At 66.1% G+C, this 12190-nt stretch carries 13 protein-coding genes and 1 tRNA gene; 5 read left to right on the top strand and 9 right to left on the bottom strand.

Annotation, left to right across the window (positions count from 1 at the left end; genetic code table 11):
• Position 1 precedes the first annotated feature (1 nt).
• Positions 2-742 (bottom strand): SURF1 family protein, encoded by a 741-nt coding sequence (locus ETC07_RS00405; RefSeq protein WP_136246571.1) that lies wholly within the window; start codon positions 740-742, stop codon positions 2-4.
• Between ETC07_RS00405 and ETC07_RS00400 the strand changes: the two genes are divergently transcribed.
• Complete coding sequence (locus ETC07_RS00400) at positions 741-935, top strand: DUF2909 family protein (RefSeq protein WP_136246570.1); 195 nt, start codon at positions 741-743, stop codon at positions 933-935. The two genes, ETC07_RS00405 and ETC07_RS00400, sit on opposite strands and share 2 nt — an antisense overlap.
• A gap of 5 nt (positions 936-940) precedes the next feature.
• On the opposite strand, the gene ETC07_RS00395 is transcribed toward ETC07_RS00400, so the two are convergent.
• From ETC07_RS00395 to ETC07_RS00370, 6 genes are all read right to left on the bottom strand, one after another.
• The gene (locus ETC07_RS00395; RefSeq protein WP_136246569.1) at positions 941-1804 is read right to left on the bottom strand and encodes a cytochrome c oxidase subunit 3; all 864 of its coding nucleotides are present in this window, start codon (positions 1802-1804) and stop codon (positions 941-943) included.
• Positions 1805-1831: 27 nt separating this feature from the next.
• Entirely contained in the window at positions 1832-3463 is a 1632-nt protein-coding gene (gene ctaD / locus ETC07_RS00390) for a cytochrome c oxidase subunit I (protein WP_136246568.1), read from the bottom strand.
• A 53-nt stretch (positions 3464-3516) separates the two neighbouring features.
• Positions 3517-4632, bottom strand: coding sequence for a cytochrome c oxidase subunit II (coxB, locus tag ETC07_RS00385; RefSeq protein WP_240724536.1), 1116 nt, complete (start codon positions 4630-4632; stop codon positions 3517-3519).
• Positions 4633-4759: 127 nt separating this feature from the next.
• Positions 4760-4933 carry a DUF2970 domain-containing protein gene (locus ETC07_RS00380; RefSeq protein ID WP_136246566.1) on the bottom strand — a complete coding sequence of 58 codons (174 nt, stop codon included), beginning with the start codon at positions 4931-4933 and terminating at the stop codon, positions 4760-4762.
• A 116-nt stretch (positions 4934-5049) separates the two neighbouring features.
• The gene (locus tag ETC07_RS00375) at positions 5050-5781 is read right to left on the bottom strand and encodes an LrgB family protein (RefSeq protein ID WP_136246565.1); all 732 of its coding nucleotides are present in this window, start codon (positions 5779-5781) and stop codon (positions 5050-5052) included.
• A complete protein-coding gene (locus ETC07_RS00370) occupies positions 5778-6140 on the bottom strand; it encodes a CidA/LrgA family protein (RefSeq protein WP_136246564.1) in 363 nt (120 codons plus the stop codon). Before ETC07_RS00370 ends, ETC07_RS00375 begins: the two co-directional genes overlap by 4 nt.
• Before the next feature lie 184 nt (positions 6141-6324).
• On the opposite strand from ETC07_RS00370, the gene ETC07_RS00365 reads away from it, so the two are divergent.
• Positions 6325-6401, top strand: a tRNA-Pro gene (locus tag ETC07_RS00365).
• A gap of 244 nt (positions 6402-6645) precedes the next feature.
• Here the strand turns inward: ETC07_RS00365 and ETC07_RS00360 are convergent.
• On the bottom strand, positions 6646-7260 hold the full coding sequence (locus ETC07_RS00360; RefSeq protein WP_136246563.1) for a DUF938 domain-containing protein: 615 nt from the start codon (positions 7258-7260) through the stop codon (positions 6646-6648).
• Positions 7261-7433: 173 nt separating this feature from the next.
• Here ETC07_RS00360 and hutC point away from each other — a divergent pair, with 173 nt between their 5' ends.
• Positions 7434-8162 carry a histidine utilization transcriptional repressor HutC gene (hutC, locus tag ETC07_RS00355; RefSeq protein ID WP_136246562.1) on the top strand — a complete coding sequence of 243 codons (729 nt, stop codon included), beginning with the start codon at positions 7434-7436 and terminating at the stop codon, positions 8160-8162.
• A 139-nt stretch (positions 8163-8301) separates the two neighbouring features.
• Here hutC and ETC07_RS00350 read toward each other — a convergent pair whose 3' ends face one another.
• Positions 8302-9633, bottom strand: coding sequence for a YjiH family protein (locus ETC07_RS00350; RefSeq protein ID WP_136246561.1), 1332 nt, complete (start codon positions 9631-9633; stop codon positions 8302-8304).
• Positions 9634-9971: 338 nt separating this feature from the next.
• Here ETC07_RS00350 and hutI point away from each other — a divergent pair, with 338 nt between their 5' ends.
• Entirely contained in the window at positions 9972-11213 is a 1242-nt protein-coding gene (gene hutI, locus ETC07_RS00345) for an imidazolonepropionase (protein WP_136246560.1), read from the top strand.
• Positions 11203-12150, top strand: coding sequence for a formimidoylglutamase (hutG, locus tag ETC07_RS00340; protein WP_136246559.1), 948 nt, complete (start codon positions 11203-11205; stop codon positions 12148-12150). The genes hutI and hutG overlap by 11 nt, the downstream gene beginning before the upstream one ends.
• Positions 12151-12190 lie beyond the last annotated feature (40 nt).

Genomic DNA, 12190 nt, shown 5'->3' with positions numbered 1-12190 from the left:
CTCACTCCTTGAGATCGGGCTTTGCAAACGACGAACGGTGATCGTGCACCAGGCGACGACCGCCCAACAGCATCACCACCAGTGCGGCGAGGGACAGCCCCCACCACTGAAAGGCATAGGCCTTGTGCCGGGCCGGTGGCATCACCGCCGGTGTCCACCAGGACCTGAGATGCCCGGGGCCGGCCTCGAGATGCAACCAGCCGGCGTGCTCGAACGCCTCGAGCCCGGGCCAGGCCTCGAGCGACATCCGCTGCAGGCGCCGCCCTTCGCGATTCGGGCCGAACAGCGGTGTGCCGTCGCCCGCGGCCTGCCAACGCCCGGAGAGCGTCACCGCGCCCTCCGGCGTGGCCACGCTCGGCGTTTCCCGGCTAGGGCCGGTCGCCAGGAAGCCACGCTCCACCAGCCACAGACGACCATCGCGCCCCCGCAACGGCGTCAGGGCGGCCACCCCGAGGCGCCCTTGATGAGTACGGTTGTCGAGAAACAGCGTCTCGGCGGCGAGATACTCGCCATGCAGGGTCAAGCGCGCGCCATCCGGCGGCGAGGCCGCAGGGGCCTCGAGGCGTGGCGCCGACTCATGACGCGCCAGCAGCTCGCGCTTGTCGGCGGCCCGCTGCCACTGCCATAGTCCCAGTCCCAGCCCGAGTGCCACCACCAGGCTCCAACACAGCACCCAGGCTCCCAGGCGGCGTCCGCGCCTGCCGGCGACCTTCGTGGCGGTGCCTTTAACGGAGTGAGACATGCTACTCAAGCCCCTGATCGCCCTCGTGTTCCTGGCCATGGTGGCGAGCCTCGTCGCCGGCGCCGGTTTCTTGATCAAGGACGGCGGCCGCTCGCGGCGCGTCCTCGTCTCCCTCAAGCTACGTGTCGCCCTGGCGGCATTGCTGCTGGCCCTGCTCTGCTACGGGTTCTACGCCGGCCACCTGGGCACCTGACACCCTCAGAACACATAGACGAAGGCGAAAAGCCCGATCCACACCACGTCGACGAAGTGCCAATACCAGGCCGCGGCTTCGAAGGCGAAGTGATCGTCGCGCGTGAAATGGCCGCGCATCACCCGCGCCAGGATGGCGATCAGGATCAGCGTGCCGATGATCACGTGCAGGCCATGGAAGCCGGTCATCAAGAAGAAGGTGCCGCCGTAGATGCCCGCCTGCAGGGTCAGGCCATAGTGGCGATAGGCCTCGTAGTACTCGACGCCCTGAATGCCGATGAAGCAAAGGCCGAGCAGCACGGTGCCGGCGAGCCAATGCCATGCCGTGTCGCGTCGGCCCTCCTTGAGCGCCTCGTGCGCCACCGTCAGGGTGATGCTCGAGCCGACCAGGATCAGCGTGTTGACCAGGGGAAGCTGCCAGGGTGACAGCGTCGCGTGGGGGCCCGATACGGCCTCGCCCGGGGGCTCCAGCAACGGCCAGGAGGCGGTGAAGTCAGGCCACAGCAGTGCGGCCACGCCCTTGGCACCCTCTCCGTCCAGCCACGGCAGTGCGAAGGTCCGCACGTAGAACAGGGTGCCGAAGAAGGCCGCGAAGAACATCACCTCCGAGAAGATGAACCAGCCCATTCCCCAGCGGAAGGAGCGATCCATCTGCTCGTCATAGAGCCCGCTGCGAGACTCGTGAATGACATCGCGGAACCACAGCGTCATCACCGCCAGTACCGTCAGCAGACCGGCCACCATCACCGGCAACCCCGCCCCCCCGAAGACCAGCAGGGTGCCGAGACCGACCATCATCGCGCCCAGCGCCAACGAGGCCAGCACCGGCCACTTGCTGGAAACGGGAACGTAATAGCTTCCACCGCTCATCTTGGTTCTCCTCCGCCGAGGGGCGGCTCAATGCTGCGGGGGCCGAAAATCGGGTGGCGTCTCGAAGGTGTGCAGCGGCGCAGGGCTTGGCACCGTCCACTCCAGATCCACGCCACCATCCCAGGCCTTGGCCGGCGCCTGCTGCCCACCGCGCACGCACATCACCACGACCACCACGAACAGCAGCTGTGAGGCCCCGAACAGGAAGGCCCCCAGGCTCGTCACCATGTTGAAGTCGGCGAACTGCAGCGCGTAGTCAGGAATCCGGCGCGGCATGCCGGCGAGCCCGGCGAAATGCATCGGAAAGAAGGTCAGGTTGGCGCCGATCACCGACAGCCAGAAGTGCCAGCGAGAGAGCTGTGGATGCGGGTAATGACCGGTCCACTTGGGCAGCCAGTAGTAGACGCCCGCCATGATGGCGAACACCGCGCCGGGCACCAGCACATAGTGGAAGTGGGCGACCACGAAGTAGGTATCGTGATACTGGAAGTCGGCCGGGGCGATGGCCAGCATCAGCCCCGAGAAACCGCCGATGGTGAACAGCACCACGAAGGCCAGGGCGAACAGCATCGGTGGCTCGAAGGTGATCGAGCCACGGAACAGCGTGGTCACCCAATTGAAGACTTTGACCCCCGTCGGCACCGCGATCAGCATGGTGCTGTACATGAAGAACAGCTCGGCCACCAGCGGCAGTCCCACCGTGAACATGTGATGCGCCCAGACCAGAAACGACAGGAGGGCGATGGAGGCCGTGGCATAAACCATGGAGGCATAACCGAACAGCGGCTTGCGCGCGAAGGTCGGGATGATCACCGACACGATACCGAAGGCCGGAAGGATCATGATGTAGACCTCCGGATGGCCGAAGAACCAGAACAGGTGCTGGAACATCACCGGGTCCCCGCCGCCGGCGGCATTGAAGAAACTGGTGCCGAAGTTGATGTCCATCAACATCATGGTGATCACTCCGGCGAGCACCGGCATCACCGCGATCAGCAGGAAGGCGGTGATCAGCCAGGTCCAGACGAACAGCGACATGTCCATCAGCCGCATGCCCGGCGCCCGCAGGTTGAGGATGGTCGCGATGATATTGATGGCGCCGAGAATCGAGCTGATGCCGGCCAGGTGCAACGAGAGGATGAAGAAGGTCGTGGAAGGCGGCGCGTAGGTGGTGGACAACGGTGCATAGGATGTCCAGCCGAAGTTAGGCGCCCCGCCCGGCATCAAGAAGGTCGACAGCAGCAGCGTGAAGGCCACCGGCAGCAGCCAGAAGCTGAAATTGTTGAGCCGCGGCAAGGCCATGTCCGGCGCCCCGACCTGTAACGGAACCATCCAGTTGGCGAGCCCCACGAAGGCCGGCATCACCGCCCCGAAGATCATGATCAGGCCATGCATGGTGGTCATCTGGTTGAAGAATTCGGGCTCGATCAGCTGCAGCCCCGGCTGGAAGAGCTCGGCACGCACGACCATCGCGAACAGCCCACCCACGAAGAACATCGTCAACGACAGCAGTAGGTAGAGGGTGCCGATCTCCTTGTGATTGGTGGTCAGCAACCAGCGCTTGAGGCCCCGCGGCGGCGCATGCGGCTCGGCCGCCATGCCGGCGGAGGCCGGCTGTTCATGCTGGGTCGTGGACTTGGGCGGCAAGTGCGAAGCCATGTTCGTCCCCTTGATTGGCGTATCGTTCACGCGCGATGTCGTTGCCTAATAGCCTAGTCGGCGAGCCGTTCGGCGATCGCCGAAGGCTGGACACGCTCCCCGGTCTCGCTGCCCCAGGCATTGCGCTCATAGGTGATCACGGCGGCGATATCCACCGGATTGAGGATGTTGCGGAAAGCCGCCATGGAGGAACCCGCGACGCCGTTGACCACGGTCTCGACATGCCGCTCCCGGTCATCCATCAGCGCCTGATTGCCTGCCAGGGCGGGGAACGCCGGCGGACTACCGCTACCATCGGGCTGGTGACAAGAAGCACAGCTCGTGGCGTAGACCTCCTGCCCCCGTTCCATCAGCTCATCCATGCCCCACTCACGATCGAGCCCCATGGCGGCCTCGGCCGCGGCCGACCTGCGTTCATCCAGCCAGCTTGCGAACCGCTCCGGCGTTACCGCCTCGACGACGATCGGCATGAAGGCATGGTCACGACCGCAGAGCTCGGCACACTGCCCGCGGTAGGTGCCCGGCTCATTGATGCGCACCCAATTCTCGTTGACGAAACCCGGCATGGTATCTTGCTTGACGCCGAGTTCCGGGACCCACCAGGAATGAATGACGTCATCGGAGGTCATCAGCAGACGCACCTTACGATCGACCGGCAGCACCAACGGCTCATCGACCTCGCGCAGGTAATGTTCGCCCTTGGCGGACTGGCCATCAATCTGCTCACGCGGCGTGGCCAGGTTGGATGTGAAGGACACGTCTTCGCCGCGATATTCGTAGCGCCAGCGCCATTGCTGACCGGTGATCATCACCTCCATGTCGGCCTCGGAGGTGTCGTACATCGCCTTGAGCGTCGCCGTGGCAGGCACCGCCATCACCACCAGGATCAGCAGCGGCACGAGGGTCCAGAGCACCTCCGTCGTGGTGTGCTCGTGGAAACGCGAAGGCTTGGCACCGCGCGAGCGGCGATAGCGAAAGAGAGAGAAGAAGAAGGCACCGAAGACGACGATGCCGATGACCACACAGATCCAGAAGATCGTCATGTGCAGGCCATAGATATCCTGGCTCAGATCGGTGACACCGACCGGCATGTTCCAGCCGCTGGCCCGAGCCACCGCCGAGCCGGCCAGGGCCACGCCGCTCGCCGTCCAAACGAGCCGCTTGCGCATCCGCATCGCCCCCTCCTGAACGTCCACGTGCATCCATCACGCCTGACACGAGTATAGGACGCCATGACCGGATCACCGGCGAGCGTCGGACGCCTCCCCCAACGGATTCTTCAACGCTGTCGCCACCTCAGCGAGCCGCCAGCGTCGCCACCAGTGCGATCAGACAGACCAGCACGAGCGCCAGCAACACGCCCACCACGATGAAGGCACCCGCCCCGCGCCGGGAGAAGTCCTCCCGGCGACGCGACTCCTTCTGGACCCCGAAGAAGGCCGCCAATACCGACGCGATGACCCGCCACATGGGCATACTCCTTTCGGCCGCCTCACGCCTGGACCTTAGCCCAGGGCATGTTGCCCTGCCCGCCATAACCGAGGCGAAGCGACCATCATCGTAAAGCGGACACACGCCCTCGGCGGTTAGCCCAGGCCGAGCACATGAACCAGCGGCGGCAGCAGGAACGCCGTCAGCAACCCGGTGATGCCCATGGCCAGCCCCGAGAAGGCGCCGGCCACCGCCCCCAACCGCGAAAACGCTTGAGCGGTACCGAAACCATGTGCCGAAAGCCCCATGGCAAAGCCCTGAACCGCCGGGTCGCGGATACCCAGCAGCCGGAAGATCGCCGGCCCCAGGGCGCAACCGATGGCGCCGGTCAGCAGAACCAGCCCCGCCGCCAGGGACGGGATTCCACCGATCTGCTCGGCGATGCCCATGGCGATGGGTGACGTCACCGAACGCGGCGCCAACGACATCAGGGTCTCGTGACGTGCCCCTAGCAACAGCGCCAGCCCCAGGGTGCTGGCCACGGCGGTCACCACGCCGGTCACGCAAGCCAACAGCAGCGGCACGAGCAAGCGGCGCACCCGCTCGCGATGATCATAGAGCGGAATCGCCAGCGCTACCGTGGCAGGCCCCAGCAGGAAATGGATGAACTGGGCGCCCTCGAAGTAGGTCGCGTAATCCATATCGAGCAACACCAGACAACCGATCAGCAAGGCGATCGCCAGCATCACCGGATGCAGCAGCGGCGTACCGCCCAGGGCCTTGTTGACCCGCACCGACAGCGCAAAGGCCACCAGCGTCAACAGCAACGACAACAACGGGTTGCCCGACAGGTAGACCCATAGCTGATCCAGGCGCGCGACGTTCATTGGTGCCCTCCCTTGCCAAGGCGGCCCTGAAGCCGCGAGAGCACCCAAGCCGTCACGCCAAGCGTCAGCCCCGTGGAGACGACCAGCGTCACCAGGATCGGCAGGATATCGCGACCGATCAGCGCACCATGCACCATCACCCCGACGCCGGCCGGCACGAACAGCAGCGTGAGATAACGCAGCAAGCCCTCACCAGAGACCCTCAGGCTATCCGGCACCTTGCCACGCACCAGCAGGGCCACCAGCAGGATCACCATGCCGATCACCGGCCCCGGAATCGGCAACGCAAGCCCCCTGGCCAACAACTCCCCCAGCATCTGGCATGCCAACAGCATGCTCATCCCCCAAATCAGCGACATCGTCGTTCTCCAGCTTCATGTCCGTATATTCTGACAAAGCGCGAGGCGGCTGGGCAGACCTCCTTGTTCGTGGCCAACCTTTTGAAAAAAAGCGTAAAAGAAGCTTTTCATTTACCCACTTCCGCGATAATATACGCCTCGTTCTCGGGGCACGTCCCACGGCGAATGAGCCGAAAGAGAACGCCGGAGCGTGGCGCAGCTTGGTAGCGCGTTGCAATGGGGTTGCAAAGGTCGCAGGTTCGAATCCTGTCGCTCCGACCATGAACATCAAGAGAAACGGCCACTTAGCTCATCAGAGCGGTGGCCGTTTTTCGTTGCGCTGAAAAAAATATCAATACTCTGTCAAAACGTGAGGTCTCTCCCCGAGGGTTGGGCGCACAAGAAAGGCGCCTCAATGGGCTCCTTTCTCGGCGCCCGCGGGGCTTAGCCGAAGCTGAGCTCACTGCGGTTCTGCCCAGCCGACACCTCCACCTGAACGCAGCCCTGCAGGGTACTCTCGCTTCCCTCACCCCCGAAGGTGGCCACCTCGCCGCCAGATCAGGCAGAGGTTATTGGCCGGCATTGCCACCCGCCGTTCAAGGCTCAGCCCGTGGCGTTGCGCCTCACGCGTCACATCCGCCAGGTCACGAATGCCCCAGCGAGCATCCCGGGCACGCAGGTCGGCGTCGAAGGCGTGATTGCTGGGGGCCGTGGGTTGCGTCTCGCACAGGAAGGGACCATAGAGCAGCAACATTCCGCCCGGCGCGAGGCGCTCCCCTGCCCGCGCCATCAAGGCCTCGGTCACCGCCCAGGGCGAGATATGCACCAGGTTGATGGCAACGATCGCCTCGAAGCTTTCCGCCGGCCAGTCGCTCGTGGCATCCAGCGCCAGCGGCGTCCTCAGGTTCGGCAATGCCTGCGCCTCGCGCCAGGCCGTGATCGAGGCTCTGGCCTGCGGGTTCGGATCGCTGGGCTGCCAGTCCCAGTCCGCCCGGGCGGCGGCGAAATGACAGGCATGCTCGCCGCTGCCGGAGGCAAGCTCGAGGACGCGTGCGGGCCCGGGCAGCGCCTCATCGAGCACCTCGAGAATCGGCTGGCGGTTGCGGGCCGTGGCGGGGCTGTACAGTCGGGCATCGGTCATGATCGGCCTCGGACGAGAAACATGAAGGAACGAAGGCCACCGATGATAGTGCCCGAACCGCCGCCTTCGCCAGGCTCCGGATGCCTCGGGGCGCGCACACGGGTAGACTGTCGGTCGACGCCTCAGCCAGCACCCCGCACCACCGACTCACCAGTGAAGGATTCAAGGCTAACATGGCCAGCTCTCTCCCACTTTACCTAAGAATCCAACAGCACCTACTGGAGAAGATTCGCGGTGGCGAGTGGGTACCGCGTCATCAAATTCCGCCGGAGGAGCAGCTGGCCCGAGACTTCGGGGTCAGTCGCATGACCGCCAACAAGGCCATCCGCGACCTGGTGCAACAAGGCTACCTGGTGCGTCAGCCGGGGCTCGGCACCTTCGTCACCGACCGCAAGGCCGAGTCCTCGCTACTGGACGTGGAGAACATCGCCGACGAGGTCGTCAGCCGCGGCCACGCCTACCGCAACGACCTGCTGGTCAGCGAGGCCATCGAGGCCGACGACGAGGTCGCCCTGCGCATGGGCGTGCGGCTCGGCACCCGGGTTTTCCATACCCTGCTGGTCCACCGCGAGAACGGGGTGCCGATCCAGCTCGAGAATCGTTACGTGATCCCGCGCTGGGTCCCCGACTACCTGAGTACCGACTTCTCCCACCATACCCCCAACGAGGTGCTGGTGGCCGCCTGCCCGATCTCCGACGTCGAGCATATCGTCGAGGCGGTGCTGGTCGCCCCCCAGGTCGCGGCCTGGCTCGAGATCGACACCGCCACCCCCTGCCTGAGCATGACCCGCCGCACCTGGTCCGACGATCACCTGATCAGCTATGCCCGGCTGACCCACCCCGGCGATCGCTACAAGCTGCGCTCCTCGCTGAACAAGGCGCTGACCGGCCCGGACCGCTGACGGTGTACTCCCGGCATGTTACCCGCTGAGCCAGCCCATTCAGCAACAACCGTTCACTCTCATAAAACACGACGGGGCCGGGCAAATGCCCGGCCCCGTCAGGGTCTGTGTGTATGCCGAAAGCTGAGCGGGCGAGGAATCACCCCCCCATGATCGCCTGTGCCAGATAGCCCGCCGGCACCGCCAGCAACAGGCTCAGCGCCATGCGCAACAGCCAAATCACCAGGATCCGCCCCACCGACAACGGGATGCTGGTCGACAGGATGCAAGGGATCGAGGCCGAGAAGAACAGCACCGCCGACACCGAAACCACCCCGGCGGCGAAACGCGCCACGAAACCGGCATCGCCCATCAGCAGGGCCGGCAGGAACATCTCGGCGAGCCCGGCAGCCGCCGCCTGGGAGAGCACCAGGGCGTCGTCGAGCCCCCAGATCGCGGTGAACGGGTAGAACACCCAGCCGAGCCACTCGAACAGCGGCGTGTACTTGGCGATCAGCAGCCCGGCGAGCCCCACCGACATGATCGACGGCAGGATGCTGATCGCCATCACCAGACCCTCGCGAAAGTTCAGCGCCACGCTCTGGGGCAGGCTCGGCGCCTTGGCGGCCACGTCGAGGCCGGTATGCCAGGCGGTGGTCAGGCGCTTGCCGGGCACCGAGTCCGGCTCGCCGTCGGTCTTGCCGTCGTCCATGCGTGACAGCGGCGGCAGACGCACGGTGATCGCGGTGACCAGGAAGGTGATGGCCAACGTCAGCCAGAAATACAGGTTCCAGACGCTCATCAGGTCCAGGGTCTTGGCGACGATGATCATGAAGGTCGCCGACACCGTGGAGAAGCCGGTGGCGATGATCGCCGCCTCCCGCGCCGAGTACTGCCCCGCCTGATAGACCCGATTGGTGATCAGCAGCCCGATCGAGTAGCTGCCCACGAAGGAGGCCACGGCATCGATGGCCGAGCGACCCGGCGTCCTCCAGATCGGCCGCATGACCGGCTGCACCAGCACCCCGATCAGTTCCAGCAGGCCATAGCTGATCAGCAGCGCCAGGAAGATGGCGCCGATGGGCACGATCAACCCTACCGGGATCACCAGCTTGTCGAACAGGAACGGCAGCATGTCCGGCTCGTGGAGGAAGGCCGGCCCCCAGCCGGTGAGCGCCATCAACGCCGCCACCACGCCGGCGACCTTGAGCACGCTGAACACTCGCTCGGTGACGCTACGCCGCCAGCGCCCGGTGAGCAGCGGGTAGGCGGCCCCGGCGACGATCATCGCCACGGCATAGAGGCCGTCGGCATCCCCCAGCAGGGCGCGCACCCCGCCGACCATGTGGTCCAGGGCGATGGTGGAGCGGCCACCCAGGGTGATCGGCACGAAGAAGATCAGGATGCCCAGCAGGCTGGGCACGAACAGCTTGAGGACGGTAGTGAGCGAGGGGCGTCGGACGGTCTCCGATGCCTGGGATGGCCGTGTCATGGGCGGGTCCTCCGTTGTCGTTGTCTCGCCGGTTCGATGACGCTGAATATGTATATACAATACAAAGAGGCCACACACCATCCAATGCCCCTCTGAGGGACTTGTTCTTTAGTCTAAATGCCCTCGGAAAGGGCCATGGAAGCGGCCTTTATCACCCCATAGAAATAATATTATCTTGTTGATATTAAACATCTAAAAACAAGCCACCCCGCCTCGGCGTCACTCGTCAGCGTCGCCTGCCCAGCCCCGGAGAGGCGACCGAGCTTGACGCCGAAACCGGCTTGCTCTAAATGTATATACAAAACCGATCCACACCCCGACCCGGGAGGAACACGACGATGACATCGACCGCCCAGCAGCGCCTGCTATGGCGCCACGTGACCGTCTTCGACGGCATCCAGACGCTGCCCGAACCGATGGCGGTGATCGTCGAGGAAGCGCGGATCACCACCCTGGTGCCCATGCGGGACTTCGATGACGACCACGCCGCAGGATGCCGAGAGATGGCCCGGGGCGGCGTGATGACGCCTGGGCTGGTCGACTGCCATACCCATCTGGTGTTCGGCGGCAGCCGCGCCGACGAGTTCGAACAACGCCTGGAGGGCGCCAGCTACGCCGAGATCGCCGAGGCCGGCGGCGGCATCATCAGCACCGTGCGCGCCACCCGCGAGGCAAGCGAAGACGCCCTCTTCGAGGCCGCCCTGCCGCGCCTGCAGGCGCTGATCGACGACGGCGTCACCACGGTGGAGATCAAGTCCGGCTACGGCCTCAACGTCGCCGACGAACTGAAGATGCTGCGGGTGGCGCGCCGCCTCGGCGAGTACCTGCCGGTGCGCGTGGTCACCACCCTGCTCGGCGCCCACGCCCTGCCGCCGGAGTTCAAGGGAGGAAGCGAGGACGACAGCGACGGTTATATCGACCTGATCTGCGACGAGATGATCCCCGCCGCCGTGGCCGAGGGCCTCGCCGACGCCGTCGACGTGTTCTGCGAGTCCATCGCCTTCTCCGTCGACCAGTGCGAGCGCGTCTTCCAGGCCGCCGAGAAGCACGGCCTGCCGATCAAGGCCCACGCCGAGCAGCTCTCCAACCTCGGTGGCAGCGCGCTGGCCGCCCGCCATGGCGCCCTCTCGGCCGACCATATCGAGTACCTGGACCAGGCCGGCGTCGAGGCCCTGCAGGCGGCCGGCAGCGTGGCGGTGATCCTGCCGGGGGCCTTCCACACCCTGCGCGAGACGCAAGCGCCGCCCATCGCCGCCCTGCGCGAGGCCGGGGTACCGATGGCCGTGGCCACCGACGCCAATCCCGGCAGCTCGCCGCTGTTCATGCCGACGCTGATGCTGAACCTCGCCTGCACGCTGTTCCGGCTGACGCCCCGCGAGGCGCTGGCCGGCATGACCGCCCACGGCGCCCAGGCACTGGGGCTCAAGGAGAGCGGTCGCCTCTACGAGGGCGCCCCCGCCGATGTCTGCCTGTGGCATATCGATCAACCGGCGGAGCTGGCCTACGCCGTCCAGCCGGGCCGCCTGCGCCAGCGGATCTTCCAGGGCCAGGTCACCACGGAGGCCAGCCATGACGCCTGATGCCATCGACATGACGGTGTGGCGCGGCCGCACCGACCCCGAGCCGAACAGCCCCCGCTGGCACCAGATGATTCGCCCCCTCGCCGCCGAGGCCGACCCTGGCACCGCCCTGCTCGGCTTCGCCAGCGACGCCGGCGTGGCGCGCAACCAGGGCCGCACCGGCGCGGCCGCCGGCCCGCTGGCGATCCGCCGCGCCCTGGCACCGCTGACCTGGCACCGCGAAGGCCCGACCTTCGACGCCGGCGATGTGGTGTGCGACGGCGACGCCCTGGAGGATGCCCAGCAGCGCCTCGGCGAGCGCGTCGCCGGCCTGCTGGCGGCCGGCCATCTGCCGGTGGTGCTAGGCGGCGGCCACGAGGTGGCCTTCGGCAGCTGGTCGGGCCTCGCCCGCCACTTCCAGGCCCAGGGCGAACGGGCGCCGCGGCTCGGCATCATCAACCTGGATGCCCACTTCGACCTGCGCGACCCCGGGCACGGACATTCCTCGGGGACACCCTTCGCCCAGATCGCCGAGCAGTGCCACGCCCATGACTGGCCGTTCCGCTACGCCTGCCTGGGCGTCAGCCGGGCATCCAATACGCGGGCGCTGTTCGATCGCGCCGCCGAGCTCGAGGTGCTGGTCCGCGAGGATCGTGACTTCCTGGCCACCACCCTGGAGGAACGACTGCGAGAGCTGCAGCGCTTCATGGTGCGCTGCGACCACCTCTACCTGACCATCGACCTCGACGTGCTGCCGGCCGCGGAGGCGCCCGGCGTCAGCGCCCCGGCCGCCCGCGGCGTGCCGCTGGCCCTGCTCGAGCCACTGATCGAGGCGATCCGCGACAGCGGCAAGCTACGCCTCGCCGACCTCGCCGAGCTCAACCCCGATCTCGATATCGACCAACGCACCGCCCGCGCCGCGGCCCGGCTCGTCCATCTGCTGACCCTGAACGGCTGATTCGGCATCTCGGCCGCCAGCCCCCTTTCTCCGTGAGGAC

This window comes from Halomonas borealis (genome assembly GCF_004798905.1).
GTDB lineage: Bacteria > Pseudomonadota > Gammaproteobacteria > Pseudomonadales > Halomonadaceae > Halomonas > Halomonas borealis.
This window is presented reverse-complemented; position numbering and strand designations above follow the sequence as displayed.

Coding starts and splice junctions, on each gene's coding strand:
- ETC07_RS00400 (WP_136246570.1), top strand. CDS start 741: ATGCTACTCAAGCCCCTGATCGCCCTCGTGTTCCTGGCCATGGTGGCG.
- ETC07_RS00405 (WP_136246571.1), bottom strand. CDS start 742: ATGTCTCACTCCGTTAAAGGCACCGCCACGAAGGTCGCCGGCAGGCGC.
- ETC07_RS00395 (WP_136246569.1), bottom strand. CDS start 1,804: ATGAGCGGTGGAAGCTATTACGTTCCCGTTTCCAGCAAGTGGCCGGTG.
- ctaD (WP_136246568.1), bottom strand. CDS start 3,463: ATGGCTTCGCACTTGCCGCCCAAGTCCACGACCCAGCATGAACAGCCG.
- coxB (WP_240724536.1), bottom strand. CDS start 4,632: ATGCGCAAGCGGCTCGTTTGGACGGCGAGCGGCGTGGCCCTGGCCGGC.
- ETC07_RS00380 (WP_136246566.1), bottom strand. CDS start 4,933: ATGTGGCGGGTCATCGCGTCGGTATTGGCGGCCTTCTTCGGGGTCCAG.
- ETC07_RS00375 (WP_136246565.1), bottom strand. CDS start 5,781: ATGAACGTCGCGCGCCTGGATCAGCTATGGGTCTACCTGTCGGGCAAC.
- ETC07_RS00370 (WP_136246564.1), bottom strand. CDS start 6,140: ATGTCGCTGATTTGGGGGATGAGCATGCTGTTGGCATGCCAGATGCTG.
- ETC07_RS00360 (WP_136246563.1), bottom strand. CDS start 7,260: ATGACCGATGCCCGACTGTACAGCCCCGCCACGGCCCGCAACCGCCAG.
- hutC (WP_136246562.1), top strand. CDS start 7,434: ATGGCCAGCTCTCTCCCACTTTACCTAAGAATCCAACAGCACCTACTG.
- ETC07_RS00350 (WP_136246561.1), bottom strand. CDS start 9,633: ATGACACGGCCATCCCAGGCATCGGAGACCGTCCGACGCCCCTCGCTC.
- hutI (WP_136246560.1), top strand. CDS start 9,972: ATGACATCGACCGCCCAGCAGCGCCTGCTATGGCGCCACGTGACCGTC.
- hutG (WP_136246559.1), top strand. CDS start 11,203: ATGACGCCTGATGCCATCGACATGACGGTGTGGCGCGGCCGCACCGAC.